16 protein-coding genes are annotated in these 18,369 nt (G+C 72.2%); 10 read left to right on the top strand and 6 right to left on the bottom strand.

Translation table 11 applies throughout. From position 1 onward, the window contains the following. Positions 1-150: 150 nt before the first annotated feature. The 3 genes from ACFYP4_RS16395 to ACFYP4_RS16385 form a co-directional block, all read right to left on the bottom strand. Entirely contained in the window at positions 151-756 is a 606-nt protein-coding gene (locus ACFYP4_RS16395) for a hypothetical protein (RefSeq protein ID WP_388785910.1), read from the bottom strand. 234 nt (positions 757-990) lie between these two features. Next, the gene (locus ACFYP4_RS16390; RefSeq protein WP_358852182.1) at positions 991-1,821 is read right to left on the bottom strand and encodes an MOSC domain-containing protein; all 831 of its coding nucleotides are present in this window, start codon (positions 1,819-1,821) and stop codon (positions 991-993) included. 53 nt (positions 1,822-1,874) lie between these two features. Further along, positions 1,875-2,309, bottom strand: coding sequence for a DUF6643 family protein (locus ACFYP4_RS16385; protein WP_358852181.1), 435 nt, complete (start codon positions 2,307-2,309; stop codon positions 1,875-1,877). 304 nt (positions 2,310-2,613) lie between these two features. Between ACFYP4_RS16385 and ACFYP4_RS16380 the strand changes: the two genes are divergently transcribed. Further along, entirely contained in the window at positions 2,614-3,936 is a 1,323-nt protein-coding gene (locus ACFYP4_RS16380; protein WP_388785908.1) for a TerD family protein, read from the top strand. Positions 3,937-3,940: 4 nt separating this feature from the next. On the opposite strand, the gene ACFYP4_RS16375 is transcribed toward ACFYP4_RS16380, so the two are convergent. Next, positions 3,941-5,161 carry a glycosyltransferase gene (locus ACFYP4_RS16375; RefSeq protein WP_388785906.1) on the bottom strand — a complete coding sequence of 407 codons (1,221 nt, stop codon included), beginning with the start codon at positions 5,159-5,161 and terminating at the stop codon, positions 3,941-3,943. A 16-nt stretch (positions 5,162-5,177) separates the two neighbouring features. Between ACFYP4_RS16375 and ACFYP4_RS16370 the strand changes: the two genes are divergently transcribed. From ACFYP4_RS16370 to lnt, 3 genes are all read left to right on the top strand, one after another. Next, entirely contained in the window at positions 5,178-5,963 is a 786-nt protein-coding gene (locus ACFYP4_RS16370; RefSeq protein WP_358852178.1) for an aspartate/glutamate racemase family protein, read from the top strand. Positions 5,964-6,066: 103 nt separating this feature from the next. Next, complete coding sequence (locus ACFYP4_RS16365; RefSeq protein ID WP_358852177.1) at positions 6,067-6,615, top strand: hypothetical protein; 549 nt, start codon at positions 6,067-6,069, stop codon at positions 6,613-6,615. A 195-nt stretch (positions 6,616-6,810) separates the two neighbouring features. Beyond that, on the top strand, positions 6,811-8,433 hold the full coding sequence (lnt, locus tag ACFYP4_RS16360) for an apolipoprotein N-acyltransferase (protein ID WP_388785903.1): 1,623 nt from the start codon (positions 6,811-6,813) through the stop codon (positions 8,431-8,433). A gap of 29 nt (positions 8,434-8,462) precedes the next feature. Here lnt and ACFYP4_RS16355 read toward each other — a convergent pair whose 3' ends face one another. Continuing rightward, positions 8,463-9,686, bottom strand: a complete 1,224-nt coding sequence (locus ACFYP4_RS16355; protein WP_388785901.1) for a saccharopine dehydrogenase family protein — start codon at positions 9,684-9,686, stop codon at positions 8,463-8,465. Between the two features lie 122 nt (positions 9,687-9,808). Between ACFYP4_RS16355 and ACFYP4_RS16350 the strand changes: the two genes are divergently transcribed. The 4 genes from ACFYP4_RS16350 to ACFYP4_RS16335 all read left to right on the top strand — a co-directional run bounded on the left by ACFYP4_RS16350 (position 9,809) and on the right by ACFYP4_RS16335 (position 13,969). Then, positions 9,809-10,528, top strand: a complete 720-nt coding sequence (locus ACFYP4_RS16350) for a TetR/AcrR family transcriptional regulator (RefSeq protein ID WP_388785899.1) — start codon at positions 9,809-9,811, stop codon at positions 10,526-10,528. Positions 10,529-10,642: 114 nt separating this feature from the next. Beyond that, complete coding sequence (locus ACFYP4_RS16345) at positions 10,643-11,116, top strand: NUDIX domain-containing protein (RefSeq protein ID WP_358852173.1); 474 nt, start codon at positions 10,643-10,645, stop codon at positions 11,114-11,116. A 60-nt stretch (positions 11,117-11,176) separates the two neighbouring features. Continuing rightward, positions 11,177-11,977: a 3-hydroxybutyrate dehydrogenase gene (locus tag ACFYP4_RS16340; protein ID WP_358852172.1), complete on the top strand. Its 801-nt coding sequence runs from the start codon at positions 11,177-11,179 to the stop codon at positions 11,975-11,977. A 66-nt stretch (positions 11,978-12,043) separates the two neighbouring features. Then, positions 12,044-13,969 carry a GAF domain-containing protein gene (locus tag ACFYP4_RS16335; RefSeq protein WP_358852171.1) on the top strand — a complete coding sequence of 642 codons (1,926 nt, stop codon included), beginning with the start codon at positions 12,044-12,046 and terminating at the stop codon, positions 13,967-13,969. 45 nt (positions 13,970-14,014) lie between these two features. On the opposite strand, the gene ACFYP4_RS16330 is transcribed toward ACFYP4_RS16335, so the two are convergent. After that, positions 14,015-15,418: an MFS transporter gene (locus ACFYP4_RS16330; RefSeq protein WP_358852170.1), complete on the bottom strand. Its 1,404-nt coding sequence runs from the start codon at positions 15,416-15,418 to the stop codon at positions 14,015-14,017. A 285-nt stretch (positions 15,419-15,703) separates the two neighbouring features. Here ACFYP4_RS16330 and ACFYP4_RS16325 point away from each other — a divergent pair, with 285 nt between their 5' ends. After that, positions 15,704-16,276: a PadR family transcriptional regulator gene (locus ACFYP4_RS16325; protein ID WP_388785896.1), complete on the top strand. Its 573-nt coding sequence runs from the start codon at positions 15,704-15,706 to the stop codon at positions 16,274-16,276. 210 nt (positions 16,277-16,486) lie between these two features. Then, positions 16,487-18,211 carry an acyl-CoA dehydrogenase family protein gene (locus tag ACFYP4_RS16320; protein WP_358852168.1) on the top strand — a complete coding sequence of 575 codons (1,725 nt, stop codon included), beginning with the start codon at positions 16,487-16,489 and terminating at the stop codon, positions 18,209-18,211. The last annotated feature ends 158 nt before the right edge of the window (positions 18,212-18,369 follow it).

The following is an 18,369-nucleotide window of genomic DNA, read 5'->3' as shown; positions in this document are numbered from 1 at the left end:
TGGCCGGCCGCGTCATGTCGAGGAACGGATCCCCCGAGGAGATCCGATCATGCGAAGACCGCGGACAACCTCTCACGAAGGTGCCGAACCGTTCGGCCGGTCCACCGTAGCGTGCGCGGGCACGGCGCATTGACCGGAGCGGGAAGGCCGTCAGCTGCCGGTGCCGGTCCTTCCCCAGTCCGGGCCCGCCCGGTCCCAGGCCCGGTCCCAACGGGCGTACCTGCGAAGGACCATGCGCCACACGATCAGCCGCCTGCCGCCCTCGACGAGCCCGGCGGTCGCCGCCGCCGCTCCGAACCCGGCCAGGAAGGCGTGCGTCGTCGCGGTGGCGGATTCCAGGGGGCGGCCGGCTATGCGGCCGTGCCGGTCGGTCCACACGATGAAGCGGTCGCCGCGGCGGGGGACCCTGAGGTCGGCCATGACCGTGCCGTGCCGCGCGGTGCGGTCCGGGCCGGTCCAGCGGGCGAGCACCCGGCTGTGCGCGTCGCGTGTCGAGGAGGTCTCGGGGTCCGGGTCGAGGGGGGAGCGGTCCAGCCGCCTGATCACGGTGGCCACGACCTGATGGCGTGCCTCGCGCTGGTCACGGACGGACTGCTGGAGTGCCCGGTGCGCGGCGCCCCCGACGGCGATTCCGGCGAGCGGAGCGGCGAGGAGAACCAGCAGGACGGCCGTCAACGCCAGCCAGGCCTCGATGAGATCGGTCGTCCGCCGCAGCGGATTGCGCCGCCACCGCCAGAGTCCGCCGAGTGCTCGCACCGTCCCCGCACCCCCTTCCGCCTCCGTGATAACCCTCCGCGAGGCCGTTCACCCGTGAGCCCGGGGAAGAGAGAGCGAAATCACCCGCCCGTCACCGCGGCCTCCCGTGGACTGCTCATGCAGTCCCAACGCCGGTGCCGGGCCCACGGGTTCCCGCCCGGGAGTTCCCTCACCGGACCGGGACGGGCGGGTCCGGGAGGAGCGGATCCGGCGCGTCGAGGGTCCGGGCGGCGGTCAGCCGAGAATCCTCACGGGGTCCCCGACCCGCACCGTGCCGGGGGACTCCGGCACCAGGTTCTGGCCGAAGGCGAGCTTGTCACCGACGCGGCGGTGGCGCCCGAGGGTGCGCAGCGGTTCCTTGCCGCGCTCGGCGGTGCCCTGGTCGGTGGTCGTCACGACGCAGCGGCCGCACATCTTGGCGACCCGGAAGGTGACTTCGCCGATGGCGATGCGCGCCCAGTCGTCCTCGGCCCACGCCCGGGTGCCGGCCACGACGACGTTCGGCCGGAAACGGTTCATGGGCAGGGGGCCCTCGCCGGGGTGGTCGCCCTGGGCGATCAGGGAGTTGAGGGCGTCCAGCGAGGAGAGTGTGGTGAGCAGCAGCGGGTAGGCGTCGGCGAGGCTGACGGTCTCGCCGGGGTGGGAGTGCGGGGCGTCGTCGATGGGCCGGCGCGTGGCGGGGTCGTCGAGGTGGACGAGGGTCACGTCCGTGCCCAGGTAGGTGCTGAACCACGCGCTCGCGGACGCGTCGGCGGCGACCGTCTCGATCTTCTGGCGCGGGAACGCCGCGGAGGTCGTGGCGAGGGGATCGGGCACCGCGACGGTCAGCGGGTCGAGACCGGGCCCGGACAGCCGGATGCCGCCGCCGGGCAGGGGCTCGGCGGCGGCCAACGCGAGGCGGGGCTGCTGGCGTTGCGTGACGACCTTCCCCGTGTCGTCGATCAGTGCCCAGCGCCGGTCTCCGGCCAGCCCCCAGGGCTCCACCACGGCCTCACCGGCCGCGTGGGCCCGCAGTGCCTTGACCGGGTGGACATGAATCGCGTGCAGCGCCGGATTGTTCGACATGGGGCCATGGTGCCAGCAGGCACCGGTCCCGGCCCCGACGGGTCGAGGGCCGGTCAGTAACCGCGGTACTGCTGCCCGTTGTTGTACGGGTCCTGGTACGGCACGGGGGCGGGGCGGGGAGCCGCGGGGCGCATGGCCTCGTAGCCGGTGCCGGCCGCCATGGGGCGGGGCTGCTGTTGCTGGGGGCCCGGGTAGCCACGGGGTCCCGCGGCCTGCTGGGGGATGTAGCCGGTCGGAGCCTGGTGGAGGGGTGCGGGCTGCTGGGCCTGCGGGTAGCCGTAGGCCTGCTGGGAGTGCCCGGAGGGCAGCGCGGGAAGAGCAGACGGCAGCGCGGGCAGGTGGCTGCTCGTGTCGTACGCGGAGGGGACCCGGATGGGGGCGATCTGAGGGGTGCCCCGTTCGGCGACGAGGGAGTCGTAGATCGGGGTGTCCGGGAAGGACGGCGCGGAGTAGTAACCGCCGCCATAGGTGGAGCGGGGGGAGGTCATGGCACATAAGTTAAGCCCACGATGTGCTGGTTGGGGAGACCGATAAGAGGGTTGTTTTCCGTGTCGGCGGTGACGTGGGATCCCCAATCCGAGCGAACTCGGCAAAAAGGGACGCCAAACGGGGTTGAGATCGTGTAAAGGTCCAGTTCCTGGGGGGTTACCGGCGGTCGGCTGCGGGGCTTCCGGCCCGGATCATGGGCGTTCGCGGCCGGGGGGATTAGGTTGGCCCGGACGGATCCGGAGTCGGCCGGGTCTACCGCACTGTTCCGGGTGGCGCGGTGCGAAGACGTCGATGGGGGCGTACATGTCAATGTCCAAGGGGTCGAACGTGGCCGTGCCGACGGCCGCGCTGCGTGTCGAACTGGGCCGGCGTTCCGGCCCCGGCGTGCCCGACGCCGACGCGTCGGCGCTGCTGCTGGTGTCCGGAAAGGTCCGCTCGGACGACGACTTCGTCTTCTACAACCAGCCGCAGCACGCCTCCGGTGCGGTCCGCCACGAGGGCAGGGGCGAGGCGGGCGGTCAGGCGACCGACACGCTCCTCGTCGACCTCGGGCGCGTGGAGCCCGCCATCGAGACCATCGTCCTGGCCGCTTCCACGGACGGCGGCACGTTCGGACAGATCCCGGGCCTGTACATCCGGGTGGTGGACGCCCGGCAGGGCACCGAGATCGCCCGTTTCGACAGTGCCGCCACCGTTGAGACCGCTTTCGTGCTCGGCGAGTTCTACCGCCGCCAGGGCGCCTGGAAGTTCCGTGCCGTCGGCCAGGGCTACGAGAGCGGACTCGAAGGGCTCGCCACGGACTACGGCATCACCGTGGACGAACCCCGGCAGGCGGCGCCCCAGGCCGCGCCCGGTCGCGCCGGCGGCCCGCCCCCGGCGGCACCGCCCGTCTCCGTGCGCCCGCCGGCCGGGCCCCCGCCCGTCGCGCCGCCCGTCACCGTGCCGCCGCCCGCAGCGACTCCGCCGCCCGCACCTCCCACGCCGCCGGTCCGGCTCACCAAGGTCACGCTCACCAAGGAATCCCCGTCGGTCTCGCTCAGCAAGCAGGGTGGCACGTCCGGTGCCATGCGGGTGAACCTGAACTGGGAGGTGCGCAAGCAGTTCTCGGGATGGGCAGGCAAACTCGGCCGGGCCGTCGCGATGCACTCGGACCTCGACCTCGACCTGTGCGCCCTGTACGAACTGACGGACGGCAGCAAGGGTGTCGTGCAGGCCCTCGGCAACGCCTTCGGGTCGCTGCATCAGCCCCCGTACATCCATCTCGACGGCGACGACCGCACCGGTGCCGCGACGAGCGGCGAGAACCTCTCCATCAACCTCGACCACAAGCAGCGCATCCGGCGCATCCTCATCTTCGTCACCATCTACGAGGGCGCGCGCTCCTTCGCCGACCTGCACGCCAAGGTCACCCTCCAGCCGCTGAACGGCGCGCCGATCGACTTCTCGCTCGACGAATGCACGGTGCCCTCCACCGTCTGCGCCCTCGCGCTGATCACCAGCGACCGCGGCGACCTCGTCGTCCAGCGCGAGGCCCGCTACCTGATCCCCGAGCGCGGCGTCAGCCCGCAGCGCACCGTCGACCACGCCTACGGGTGGGGCATGAACTGGACCCCCGGCAGGAAGTGAGCCGTCAGCTCTCGTCGAGGGCCGCGGTGTCCGGACGTGCGTAGGTGCGGCCCTTCCAGGCCGCACCGCGCCCCCGGTAGTGCTGCACGGCGGAGTCGACCGTCATGAGGAGATAGAGGAACGCGGTCGCCGGCAGCAGCGGAGCGAGCCAAAGAGGCAGGCGGTAGTAGCGCAGCATCGGCAGGTACGTCGCCGTCATCACCAGCCAGGCGAGACCACCCGCGATCGCCGCTCCCGCACTTCCCCCGGCCAGTCCGGCGACCAGCGTGACGGGCGGCACCAGGTACACCAGCGTCAGACCCAGGACCGTGCCCAGCAGCAGCGGCGGGCTGTGCCGCAGCTGGGCGTACGCGCTGCGGGAGACCATGCGCCACAGGTCGTGCAGCCGTGGGTAGGGGCGCACGCTGTCCACCCGCTCGGCGAGCCCCAGCCAGATGTGGCCCCCGCTGTTCTTGACCGCTCTCGCCAGCGCCACGTCGTCGATGACGGCGTGCCGGATCGCCTCGGGGATCCGGGCCCGCTCGGCGGCGTCGGCGCGCAGCAGGACGCAGCCGCCCGCCGCTGCCGCCGTCCGCGACCCGCGCGCCCCGATCCGGCGGAACGGGTAGAGCTGGGCGAAGAAGTAGACGAAGGCGGGCACCACGAGCCGCTCCCACCTGCTGTCGACGCGCAGCCGGGCCATCAGGGAGACGAGGTCGAAGCCGCCCGTGCGCGCCGCCGCCACCAGCTCCCTGAGGCTGTCCGGCGCGTGCGCGATGTCGGCGTCGGTCAGCAGCAGGTAGGCGGGGGTACGTGCGCGGGCGAGGCCGATTCCGTGCCGTACGGCCCACAGCTTGCCCGTCCAGCCGGCGGGGGGCTCGCCGGGGGAGTCCACGGTGAGCGGCAGGCCGCCGTGACGACGGGACAGCTCCCGGGCCAGCTCCCCGGTGCCGTCCGTACTGCCGTCGTCCACGAGGAAGATCTCGGCCCGCCCCGGGTAGTCCTGCGCCAGCAGCGACGGGAGGCTGTCCGGCAGCACCGCGGCCTCGTCCCGCGCGGGGACGACGACGCACACGGACGGCCAGTCGTCCGGCTCCCGGCGCGGGGGGAGCCGTACGTCCGTGCGCCAGAAGAAGCCCTGGCAGAGCAGCAGCCACAGCCAGGCGGCGAGTGATCCCACGGCAGTCCACACAACGGCGCTCACCCGGCGAAGTCTGCCCCACCCCGCAGGCCCGTAGAGGCCCATCGTCTATGGTGACCGGGTGAAGATCGCGCTCATGGACTCCGGAATCGGTCTGCTCGCCGCGGCCACCGCGGTACGCCGTCTGCGGCCCGACGCCGATCTCGTCCTCTCCTCGGACCCCGGCAGCATGCCCTGGGGGCCCCGGACGCCGGAGGACGTGACCGCGCGCGCTCTCGCCGTCGCCGAAGCGGCCGCCCGGCTCGAGCCCGCCGCGCTGATCGTCGCCTGCAACACCGCCTCCGTGCGTGCCCTGCCCGCCCTGCGTGCCCGCCTGGAGCCCGAGGTGCCCGTGATCGGCACGGTCCCGGCGATCAAGCCGGCCGCGGCGGGTGGCGGACCCGTGGCGATCTGGGCGACGCCCGCCACCACCGGCAGCCCGTACCAGCGCGGCCTCATCCGCGAGTTCGCCGCCGGGGTGCGGGTCACCGAGGTGCCCTGCCCCGGGCTCGCCGACGCCGTGGAGCACGCGGACCAGGCGGCCGTCGACGCGGCGATCGCCGCGGCCGCGGACCGCACCCCGGACGACGTGACCACCGTCGTCCTGGGCTGCACCCATTACGAGCTGGTCGCCGAGCGGATCCGCGAGGCCGTCCAGCAGCCCGGTCTGCCGCCGCTCGTGCTGCACGGTTCGGCCGGTGCGGTGGCCGCCCAGGCACTGCGCAGGATCGGCGCGTCCCCCGCGCCGGACGCACCCGCCACCGGCTCCCTCACCGTCCTGCTCGGCGGACACGAGGGCACCCTGCCCGAGGCCGCCCTCGCGTACGAGGAAGGCCGCCTCCTGCAGACGGTCAGCCCCGCCCGCTGACCGGAAACCCCCGGCGCCACCGTGCGGGGCAGGCCGCCCGGCCGGAGCAGTCACAGTCCGCCACCGGGTACGCGCGCTGCGAAATCTGAGTAGTCTCATATTCATGAGGGACCACCCCCACGGCGAGAACGCCCCCCACCCCAAGGTCTGGACGGGACGCGCGAGGAACCGCGTCCAGTGGTTGCCGGCCCTCGGCGGTGCCGCCTGCATGGCGCTCGGTATCGAGCTGGCCGTCGACTCCACATGGACCTCGGGCAGCGCGCCGCTCGTGATGTCCGTCGTCGGATGCATCGCGGCGGGACTGCTGATCCTCTTCGGCACACTGGCCTTCGTGCACGTGGCCGTGACCGTCGACAAGGACTGCCTGGAAGTGCGCTGCGGCCACATCGGTCTGCCGCGCCGCCGCATCCCGCTGGCGCACGTGGTCGGGGCGGACTTCGCGCCCCAGGTCACCCCGCGCCAGTGGGGCGGCTGGGGCTACCGCTGGCGGCCCGAGAAGGGGACGGGAGTGATCGTCCGGCGCGGTGAGGGCGTGGTCCTGCGCCTCGGCGACGGCCACACGTTCACGATCACGGTCGACAACGCGGAGGCGGCGGTACGGATCATCCGCGACCACCTGCGCCCGGGTACGGGGACACCCGCAGCCCCCTGACGGGACCCGGCGCGGCTCGCCGTGCCGGTGGGCCGGCCAGGTCGGCAGGGCGAGCCGCGGGACCCGGTCGGGACCGCCGTGACGCCCGGCCTCTTCCGGGGGTGCTTCCGCGCCCAGCGGGCGGGCGGGTCCGTCCAGGGCGGGCGGGACCGACCGTGCTGTCGGTGCCCAGGTCACGCGCCGTAGACTCGCCGGGTGACCGCGACCGCAACCTCCGTGGACGAGCCGGAGCAGCTCGGACCCCAGGCCCCGTTCGTCTCCCGCGGTGCCGGACGGGTACGGCGGCTCGTTCCGTGCGCCGCCGCGGCACTCTCCGGCCTTCTGCTCTACGTCAGTTTTCCGCCCCGCACGCTGTGGTGGCTCGCGCTGCCGGCCTTCGCCGTCTTCGCCTGGTCCCTGCGCGGGCGCACCTGGAAGACGGCCCTCGGCCTCGGCTACCTCTTCGGCCTCGGATTCCTGCTGCCGCTGCTGGTGTGGACCGGCGTGGAGGTCGGCCCCGGCCCGTGGGTGGCGCTCGTCGTCGTCGAGGCGGTGTTCGTCGCGCTCGTCGGCGCGGGCATCGCGGCGGTCTCCCGGCTGCCCGCGTGGCCCCTGTGGGCGGCGGCCCTGTGGACGGCGGGTGAGGCGGCACGCGCGCGTGCGCCGTTCGGCGGCTTCCCCTGGGGCAAGATCGCCTTCGGTCAGGCGGACGGTGTCTTCCTTCCCCTGGCCGCCGTGGGCGGGACTCCCGTGCTCGGTTTCGCGGTCGTGCTGTGCGGCTTCGGCCTCCACGACGTCGTCCGCCTGGTCGTCGAGGGCCGCCGCACCGGTGCCGTGAGGCGCGGGGCCGCCGCGGTGGCCCTGCTGAGCGTGGCCGTGCCCCTCCTGAGCGCGCTCGCCGCGCGTTCCCTGGTGAGCGACAGGGCGGAGGACGGCACGGCGACCGTTGCGGTGATCCAGGGCAACGTGCCGCGGGCGGGACTCGACTTCAACGCCCAGCGGCGCGCCGTTCTCGACCACCACGTCAAGGAGACCGAGCGCCTGGCCGCCGAGGTGAAGGCGGGCAGGGCCGCCCGGCCCGACTTCGTGCTGTGGCCGGAGAACTCCTCGGACATCGACCCGTTCACCAACCCGGACGCGCGCGCCGTGATCAACGGCGCGGCCCGCGCGATCGGCGCCCCGATCTCGGTGGGCGGCGTCGTCGAGCGCGACGGCAGGCTCTACAACGAGCAGATCCTCTGGGACCCGGACGAGGGCCCCGTCGACCGGTACGACAAACGACAGGTGCAGCCCTTCGGGGAGTACCTCCCGATGCGCTCCCTCCTCGGTGCCGTCAACGAGAACTGGACGTCCATGGTCCGCCAGGACTTCAGCCGCGGCAGCGAACCGGGCGTGTTCACCATGGCGGGCACCCGGGTCGGTCTCGCCACCTGCTACGAGGCCGCCTTCGACTGGGCGGTGCGCGACACGGTCACCCACGGGGCCCGGATGATCTCGGTGCCCAGCAACAACGCCACCTTCGACCGCAGCGAGATGACCTACCAGCAGCTGGCCATGTCCCGCGTGCGCGCCGTGGAGCACAGCCGCACCGTCACGGTGCCCGTGACCAGCGGAGTCAGCGCCGTGATCATGCCGGACGGGCAGATCACCCGGCGGACCGGGATGTTCGTCGCCGACTCCCTGGTCCAGACGGTGCCGCTGCGCTCCTCCGAGACCCCCGCGACCCGCCTCGGGATCCTCCCCGAGCTGGTCCTCGTGGCGCTCGCACTCGGCGGACTCGGCTGGGCCGGCGCCTCTGCGGTCCGTGCCCGGCGCGGCGACGATGCCCGGGGCCAGTAGCTCTCGGTTCGTGACCGTCCTCCGGGGGCTCAGCTCTCCTCGCGCAGTCCCCACGGCGAGCCGTACTCGTCGAGCAGGTCGAGGAAGGGACGCGGCGGCAACGCTTCCGGGCCCAGCACGCCGGCGGCGGACCAGCTTCCGCGGGCGACGAGTTCGAGTGCGATGACGGGATTGACGGCGGTCTGCCACACCACCGCCTGGGACCCGTACTCGCGCATCGACCACTCGTTGTCGACCACGTGATACAGGTAGACCTCGCGTGGTGAGCCGTCCTTGGTCCCCTTGACCCACGTGCCCGCGCAGGTTTTGCCGGTCATGCGGTCGCCCAAGGTGGCCGGGTCGGGCAGGCAGGCGGCGACCACGTCCCGCGGGGAGACGTCCACGGGTCCGTTCTCCGAGGGAACGGTGACCTTCCCGGTGGCGTCCAGACCCAGTTCGTGGAGAGTCTTCAGCTTGGCGATGAAGTCGTCACCGAGGCCGTACTTGAACGTGACCCGGCGAGCATCGATCCAGCGGGGCATGAGCAGGACTTCTTCGTGCTCGACGTTGACGCACTCCACCGGGCCGATGCCCTCGGGGAAGTCGAAGACCTCCGGCTCGCTGAAAGGAGCCGTGGTGAACCAGCCGCGGTCCTTCTCCCAGATCACTGGCGGGTTGAGGCACTCCTCGATGGTCGTCCAGATGCTGAAGGACGGCGCGAAGTCGTAACCCTCGACCACCAGATTGGCTCCGTCGCGGACGCCGATCTCCGCTATCTCGTCGAAGAGTTCGTCCGCCGCGTACCGCGCGAAGACGTCCGACAGGCCCGGCTCCACCCCCATGCCGACCAGGGCGAGCCGCCCGGAACGCTCCCAGGCAGTGGCTTGTTCGAACTGCGCGTCACCGAGCTTCACGCCGCACTGCTCGTACGGGTGGGTGGCGTGTGGCGTGGACAGGGACATCGCCATGTCGAGGTAGTGCGTGCCCGCCGCGCGGGCGGCGCCGAACAACGGCATCACGAAGCGTGGGTCGGTCGCGTTGAGCAAGGCGTCGCACTCCTCCTCGACGAGCGCCCGCCGTACGGCGTCCTCGTCGGAGGCGTCCAGACGCAGGGCGCTGAACCGGTCCCCGTGTCCCTCCAGCGCCGCGACGGCCGCCTCGGCGCGTGCGAGGTCGTAGTCCGCGACGACCATGTGGGTAAGGAAGTCGCGACGAGCCGCGATCCGGGTGATGGCCGTGCCCACGCCGCCCGCGCCCACGAGAAGAACCCGCATGCCCCACACCTTCCGGTTGCCGGGGACGGACGCCCCGGGATTGGACGCGATACAACGGGAACGCCCGAGTTAAGGTCAACGGTGTTGGCATAAGAGCCGCGAGTGCGAGACGGGGACCGGGCGTGGCGAAACCAGTGGTACCGGAGGCGGCGCGACGCAGGCGCCGGCCGACGAGACAGGGCACGGTCCTGTCCGAGAAGGTGATCGTGCACACCGCTCTGCGCATGCTGCGCGAGCACGGCAGTACGGGACTGACGGCACGCAGACTGGGCGCAGCGCTGGGTGCCGACGCCAGCACCCTCTACCGGTACTTCGCCGGAATGGACGACCTGACCAGAGCCATCGGCGAGGAGCTGATGGGGCAGGCCCTGGACGCCTGGACGGCCACCGGGGAGTGGCGGACCGACCTGCGTGCCCTCGGCCGGTCCATCCACGCCACCTACCTCGCCCACCCTCAAGCGGCGGTCCTGACCGCAAGCCGAGTCACCGGCCGCCCCCGTGAGATCGCGGCGGACGAGACCATCCTCCGCATCCTGCGCACGGCAGGCTTCCCGGACGCGAACGCGGTCGTCGTCTATCACGCGTTCATCGACCTCGCCCTGGCCTTCTCCGCCCTGGACGCCGGATCCCTGACGCTGAGCGACGAGACCCGCGCAGCGGACGAGCAGATGTGGAACTCCACCTACGCCGAACTGTCCGCCGACACCCACCCGCACATCGCGGCCACGGCGCCGCTCCTCGCCGGGCGGATGACGCAAAGTGCATACCCGGTACTCCTCGAAACGCTGCTGAACAGCGCCGAGGCGGGGCTCGCCCGGACGCGCGCCCGACCCGTCGGATGAAACAGCGCCACCACCGGTGGAGAGCCGGTCGGCGTTCCCGCAGAACGGCCGGCCTGGTCGACGGTGACACCGGGGGCGGCCGGAGCTGTGGAGCGGGGCCGTTAGGGTCGCTCCATGGCCACTCCTGACTTCATCCGCACGATCCGCGCCTCCGCGGGCCACCAGCTGCTCTGGCTCCCCGGGGTCACCGCCATCGTCCTCGACGACGACGGCAGAGTGCTCCTGGGGCGCCGCACCGACACCCGCAAGTGGTCGGTGATCGGTGGCATCCCGGATCCGGGCGAGCAGCCCGCGGCCTGTGCCGTGCGGGAGGTCTTCGAGGAGACGGCGGTGCGCTGCGTCGTCGAACGCGTCGTGCTCGTCCAGGCCCTGGAACCGGTCACGTACGCCAACGGCGACACCTGCCAGTACATGGACATCACGTTCCGGTGCCGGGCCGTCGGCGGCGAGGCCCGGGTCAACGACGACGAGTCGCTCGAGGTCGGCTGGTTCGGCATGGACGCCCTGCCGGAGCTCAACGAGTTCGGACGGTTCCGGATCAAGCAGGCACTGTCCGATGCACCCACGTGGTTCGACCCCATGAACTGAGCGCGAAGTATGGGTGGTGACCATATCGGGAGGGGTGCGGGGGCTGCCTAGGGTCGAGACATGACCGCGCCCAGTGCCCTTCCGGGTCTCCCCGCCCCGCCTCTCGACCTCGGCGGCCGCACCGCCCTCGTCACCGGTGCCGCGAGCGGCATCGGCCGTGCCTGCGCGCTGCGGCTCGCCGGCGCGGGCGCCAAGGTGAGAGCGGTCGACCGGGACGCCGCGGGCCTTGACTCCCTCACCGAGCAGGGGCGGGGACTGCCCGGCACCGTCGAGTCGCACGTCCTCGACCTGACCGACCTGGACGCGGCGGAACTCGTCGCCGCGGGCACCGACGTCCTGGTGAACAACGCGGGACTGCAACTCGTCCGCCCCCTGGAGGAGTTCCCGCCGGACGTCTTCCACACCGTGCTGACCGTGATGCTGGAGGCCCCGTTCCGGCTCATCCGCGGAGCACTGCCGCACATGTACGGGCAGGGATGGGGCCGGATCGTCAACGTGTCCTCGGTGCACGGCCTGCGGGCCTCGGCCTACAAGTCGGCGTACGTGTCCGCCAAGCACGGCCTCGAAGGACTCTCGAAGACCGCCGCCCTGGAAGGCGCCCCCCATGGAGTCACCTCCAACTGTGTGAGCCCCGCCTATGTGCGCACCCCACTGGTCGAGAAGCAGCTCGCCGACCAGTCCCGGGCGCACGGGATCCCCGAGGAACGGGTGCTGACCGAGATCCTGCTGCGGGACAGCGCCGTCAAGCGGCTCATCGAACCCGAGGAGGTCGCCGAGGCCGTCGCGTACCTGTGCAGTCCGCATGCGTCCTGTGTCACCGGCACCTCCCTCGCGCTGGACGGCGGCTGGACCGCCCACTGATGGACCCCCGGCCGAGTTGTCCACAGGGCTGGCGGCGCCGGCCCGCCGACAGGTAATCCTGTGAGCATGTCCCGCGATCACGTGCAGTCCGCCGAGTGCTCCGCAGCCGGCGCCGAGGCGCCCTTCCTGGAGCTGCTGGCCCGCGGCGCGTCCGCCGAGGCGTACGAGCAGCCGGTCCTGCTGGCCCGCGCCGAGGGCCGGCCCGCCGAGCGTGTCGCCGCGCTCGAGCAGGCGAAAGCGCTGGCGCTGCGCGTCCGCTCGGAGATGGAGGGGCGGCGCCGCCGCGAGGCGGAGCTCTCCGCGCTCTTCGCGACCGCGCACGACCTGGCGGGACTGCGCGACCTCGACGCCGTGCTGCAGGCCATCGTCCAGCGCGCCCGGTCGCTGCTGGGCACGGACGTGGCGTACCTCAGCCTGAACGACCCGGTCAGGGGCGACACCTACATGCGGGTCACCGAGGGTTCGGTGGCCGCCCGCTTCCAGCAGCTGCGGCTCGGCATGGGGGAGGGACTCGGCGGACTCGTCGCGCAAACCGCCCGCCCGTACGTCACCGACGACTACTTCGCGGACGACCGCTTCCAGCACACGCACGCCATCGACACCGGGGTGCGGGACGAGGGGCTGGTCGCGATCCTCGGCGTACCGCTGATGATCGGGCACCACGTCATCGGCGTGCTGTTCGCCGCCGACCGGCGCGCCCGCGTCTTCGAGCGGGAGCAGATCGCCCTGCTCGGTTCCTTCGCCGCCCTGGCCGCGGCCGCCATCGACACCGCGAACCTGCTCACCGAGACCCGCTCGGCCCTCGACCGGCTGGGCCGGGCCAACGAGATCATCCAGGACCGCAGCGCGGTGATCGAGCGCGCCTCGGACGTCCACGACCGCCTCGCCGAGCTCGTGCTGCGCGGCGGCGGGGTCCACGACGTGGCCGCCGCGGTGTCCGAAGTACTCGACGGCACCGTGGAGTTCACCGAGGACGGCACCACCACCGACGCGGCCCTGGAAGCGTCGCGTGCGGAGGGGCACGCCGTGCGCCGCGGCGGCGACTGGATCGCCGCCGTGACGGCCGGGGGAGAGCTCCTGGGTGCCCTGGTGCTGCGCGGCCAGCCCGGCCTCGACCCCGTCGACCAGCGCACCCTGGAACGCGCCGCGATGGTCACCTCCCTGCTCCTCCTCGCCAGACGCTCGGCAGCCGAAGCCGAACAGCGCGTGCGGGGCGAGCTGCTGGACGACCTGCTCGACTCCCGCGACCGGGACCCCCGTCTGCTGCGCGACCGCGCCGCCCGGCTCCACGCCGACCTCGACGCCCGCCACGTGGTGCTCGCCGCCCGGCTCGACGGCCCGGCGGCCGACGCCGACCAGGAAGCCGCGGCCCGCCGGCGCCTGTGGTCCGCCGCGTCGCATCTAGCAGGCACCCGGCGTGGACTGGCCGCCGCACGGGACGGCGGCACCGTCCTGCTGCTGCCCCTCGACCCCGGCGACGCGGCGACGGACCTGGCCCGCCGCACCGCCGGACACCTCGGCAAGGCCGTCCACGAGGCCGTCACCGTGGGCGCCTCGCCCCCCGTGGAGGACCTCGCGACCCGTCCCGACGCCGTGGCCGCGGCGTACGCGGAGGCGCTGCGGTCCCTCGAAGCCCTCCGGCTCCTCGGTCGCGCCGGGGACGGGGCGGCCGCCGAGGACTTCGGGTTCCTGGGACTGCTGCTCGCCGGGGACCGCGACATCACCGGGTTCGTCGAGCGCACCATCGGGAAGGTCGTGGCGTACGACGAGCGGCGCGGCACCGACCTGGTGCGGACCGTCGACGCCTACTTCGCGTGCGGCATGAGTCCGGCCCGAACCAAGGACGAGCTGCACGTCCACGTGAACACGGTGGCGCAGCGACTGGAGCGCGTGGGGCGGCTGCTCGGGGAGGACTGGCAGCGCCCGGCCCGGGCGCTGGAGATCCAACTCGCCCTGCGCCTGCACCGGTTGTCGGCTGCGGCACGGCACTGACCCCCGTACGCGTCGGCGTACGAGGGTCGGTGGCGCGTTCCCGGGTCAGAGGGCCCGTACGTCCGCCGGCGCCGCCGCCGGGGTGGGCTCCGCGTCGGACGGGGTGTCCACGTCGGTCAGGTCCCGGTGCCGGGTCTCCTTGGCGACGCCCACCGCGATCAGCGTGAGGACGACCGCCGCGATCACGTACAGCGCGATCGGAGTCGAGTCGTCGTACTCGGCCAGCAGGGCGGTCGCGATGAGCGGGGCGGGCGCGCCGGCCGCGACGGAGGCGAACTGGGCACCGATGGACGCGCCCGAGTAGCGCATCCGGGTCGCGAACATCTCCGAGAAGAAGGCCGCCTGGGGCGCGTACATCGCCCCGTGCAGCACCAGGCCGACGGTCACGGCGAGGAGGAGACTGCCGAAGCCGCCGGTGTCGATCAGGCGGAAGAACGGGAACATCCACATCCCGACTCCGGCCGCGCCCAGCAGATAGACGGGGCGGCGGCCGACGCGGTCCGAGAGGGCGCCCCAGGCCGGGATGACGGCGAAGTGCACGGCGGACGCGATGAGCACCGCGTTGAGCGCCGTCTGCTTGGAGACGCCGACGGACGTGGTGGCGTACACCAGGATGAAGGCGGTGATCACGTAGTAGCTGATGTTCTCCGCCATGCGCGCACCCATCGCCACCAGCACGTCGCGCCAGTGGTACCGCAGGACGGAGACCAGCGGCATCTTCTCCGGTTCCGCGGCCGGGGCGCCGGCGGCCTGTGCCGCCTTGCGGGCCTGCGCCTGCGCCAACGCCTCCTTGAACACGGGGGATTCGTCGACGGACAGGCGAATCCACAGACCGACGACGACCAGTACGCCGGAGAGCAGGAACGGGATGCGCCAGCCCCAGGAGCCGAAGGCGTCGTCCGACAGGGTGGCGGTCAGCAGCGAGAGCACTCCGGTCGCCAGAAGCTGTCCGGCGGGGGCTCCCGTCTGCGGCCAGGAGGCCCAGAAACCGCGCCGTTTCGCGTCCCCGTGCTCCGAGACCAGCAGGACGGCGCCGCCCCATTCGCCGCCGAGCGCGAAGCCCTGGACCAGGCGCAGGGTGGTCAACAGCACCGGAGCGGCGACGCCGATGGTGCCGTAGGTAGGGAGCAGGCCTATCGCGAAGGTCGCTCCGCCCATCAGCAACAGGCTGAGCACCAGCAGTTTCTTGCGGCCCAGGCGGTCGCCGTAGTGTCCGAAGACGAGGGCGCCGACCGGGCGGGCCGCGAACCCGACGGCATAGGTCAGGAACGAGAGCAGGGTTCCCACGAGCGGTTCGGAGTTGGGGAAGAAGAGCTCGTTGAAGACGAGCGCGGCGGCCGATCCGTAGAGGAAGAAGTCGTACCACTCGATGGTGGTGCCGATGAGACTCGCGGCGACGATGCGCTTGAGGCTGGACGGGGCTGGCGGAGCGGTCGCGGGGGAGGACATCGGCACCACTTCCTGGCGTTCGACGGGGACGATTGCGTGTCGCCACACCGTAGGAACGCGCAGGGCAGGGGCGTATGTGGTGGGACACCATAGTTCTGACCGCGGGAGTGCGCGCGGCCACCATGGAGAGGTCGCGGGCGCCGTCCCGCTCGGCACCGCCCAGGTCCGGAGTTCGAAATCGCCGTAGCAGGGCTCCACGCGCAAGGGGCGTCCGCGGCGTGAGCCTCGTCGCATCGGGGCGGGCGAGGCTTGCTATGCAACGAGTTGCATAGCAGGATCGGCGTCATGGCGCTCGAACAGGCGATCCTGGTGTCGCTCCTGGAAAAGCCGGGATCCGGCTATGAACTGGCCCGGCGTTTCGAGCGGTCCATCGGCTACTTCTGGACCGCGACGCACCAGCAGATCTATCGCGTGCTCAAGCGCATGGAGAACGACGGCTGGGTCGACGTCCGCGACGTCCCGCAGCAGGGGCGGCCGGACAAGAAGGAGTACTCCGTCGCCGACCTCGGACGGGCGGCGCTGTCATCCTGGCTGCGCGAGCCGATCGAGCCGGAGAGTGTCCGCCACGACCTGGCGGTGAAGATCCGGGGCGCCGCCTTCGACGATCCCGCCGGTCTGGTCCGCGAGGTGGAGCGACACCGGCAGACACACCGGGACCGGCTCGCGCATTATCTCGTGGGCGAGGCGAGGGACTTCACGGGACCCGAGGCGGAGGCAGCCGGTACACGGGCGCCGCTCGACGCGCAACGAGAACTCCAGCACGTCGTCCTGCGCGGTGGTATCGCGTACGAACGGATGATGATCGACTGGCTGGACGACGTACTCGTCACGCTGGCCCGGTTCGGTCCGGTCCGCTGATCGGCGCCGCGCCCGAGAGGCCCTGCGGCCTGCCGCTCGTCCCGGGCCGGCCCGCACCCTCCGTTCCTCCCGGACCGGGCCCGCACCCTCCGCCGCTCCGGGCCGGCCCGCACCCGCCGCCGCCCCGCTCCGCGGCTCCTCCCCGGCCGCACCGCCCGGCCGTCAGATCTCCCGATGTCCGCCCTCACCTCTGCCGAAAGGCGTCCCACCATGGCTGACCAGCTACTGTTCAACCCCCGCGGCTACGACCCCGCGCACTTCGACCCCGAGACGCGCCGCCTGCTGCGTGCCACCGTCGACTGGTTCGAGGAGCGCGGGAAGCGTCGGCTGCTGGAGGACTACCGGACGCGTGCGTGGCTCGGTGACTTCCTCGCCTTCGCCGCGAAGGAGAACCTGTTCGCCACCTTCCTGACGCCGTCGTCCGCCGCGGGGGAGGGGGAGCCGGACAAGCGGTGGGACACCGCCCGGATCGCCGCGCTCAACGAGATCCTCGGCTTCTACGGCCTGGACTACTGGTACGCCTGGCAGGTGACGATCCTCGGCCTCGGTCCGGTCTGGCAGAGCGACAACGCCGCCGCCCGCACCCGCGCCGCGGAACTCCTCGCCCAGGGAGAGGTGTTCGCGTTCGGCCTGTCCGAGAAGGTCCACGGCGCCGACATCTACTCCACCGACATGCTGCTTGAACCCGACGGCGACGGAGGCTTCCGCGCCACCGGCTCCAAGTACTACATCGGCAACGGCAACGCCGCCGGACTCGTCTCCGTCTTCGGCCGCCGCAGCGACGTCGAGGGCCCCGAGGGCTACGTGTTCTTCGCCGCCGACAGCCGTCACCCGGCCTACCACCTGGTCAAGAACGTCGTCGACTCCTCGAAGTTCGTCAGCGAGTTCCGTCTTGAGGACTACCCCGTGACGGCCGCGGACGTCCTGCACACCGGCCGCGCGGCCTTCGACGCCGCCCTCAACACCGTCAACGTCGGCAAGTTCAACCTGTGCACCGCCTCGATCGGCATCTGCGAGCACGCGATGTACGAGGCCGTCACCCACGCCCACAACCGCATCCTGTACGGCCGCCCCGTCACCGCCTTCCCGCACGTGCGGCGCGAGTTGACCGACGCCTACGTCCGGCTCGTCGGCATGAAGCTGTTCAGCGGCCGCGCCGTCGACTACTTCCGCTCCGCGGGCCCGGACGACCGCCGCTACCTGCTCTTCAACCCGATGACGAAGATGAAGGTGACCACGGAGGGCGAGAAGGTCATCGACCTGATGTGGGACGTGATCGCCGCCAAGGGCTTCGAGAAGGACAACTACTTCGCCCAGGCGGCGGTGGAGATCCGCGGTCTGCCGAAGCTGGAGGGCACGGTCCACGTCAACCTGGCGCTGATCCTGAAGTTCATGCGCAACCACCTCCTCGACCCGGTCGAGTATCCCGGCGTCCCCACCCGCCTCGACGCGACCGACGACGACTTCCTGTTCCGGCAGGGGCCGGCCCGCGGCCTCGGCGCGGTGCGCTTCCACGACTGGCGGCCCGCCTTCGAGGCATACGCGCACCTGCCCAACGTGAGCCGTCTGCGCGAACAGGCAGACGCGCTCTGCGCGTTCGTCACCACCGCCGCTCCCGACGCGGAGCAGAGCCGCGATCTCGACCTCGCCCTCGCGGTCGGTCAGCTCTTCGCCCTCGTCGTGCACGGGCAGCTCGTCCTGGAGCAGGCGGCCCTCACCGGACTTGACGAGGACGTGCTCGACGAACTCTTCGCCGTGCTCGTGCGGGACTTCTCCGCCCACGCCGTCGAACTGCACGGCAAGGACTCGGCGACCGAGGCGCAGCAGGAGTGGGCGCTGGGTGCCGTGCGGCGACCGGTCGTCGACGAGGCCCGCACGGGGCGGGTCTGGCAGCAGGTCGAGGCGCTGTCCGGCACGTACGAGATGGCCCAGTAGACGCGCGGTGCACTTCACCGGAGGCCGGGCCGCTCGAGCCCGGCCTCCGGTCTGTCGGCGCTCGGCTTCTGCCGAGATCCTGGCCGTGAAGGCTCCGGCCGCCCTCAGGTGACGCTGTACGGCAGATCATCCCGTTTCCGGACTGGCGGTCAGTCAGT

Source organism: Streptomyces sp. NPDC005551 (assembly GCF_042871785.1).
In the GTDB taxonomy this organism is placed as follows: Bacteria; Actinomycetota; Actinomycetes; order Streptomycetales; family Streptomycetaceae; genus Streptomyces.
This window is presented reverse-complemented; position numbering and strand designations above follow the sequence as displayed.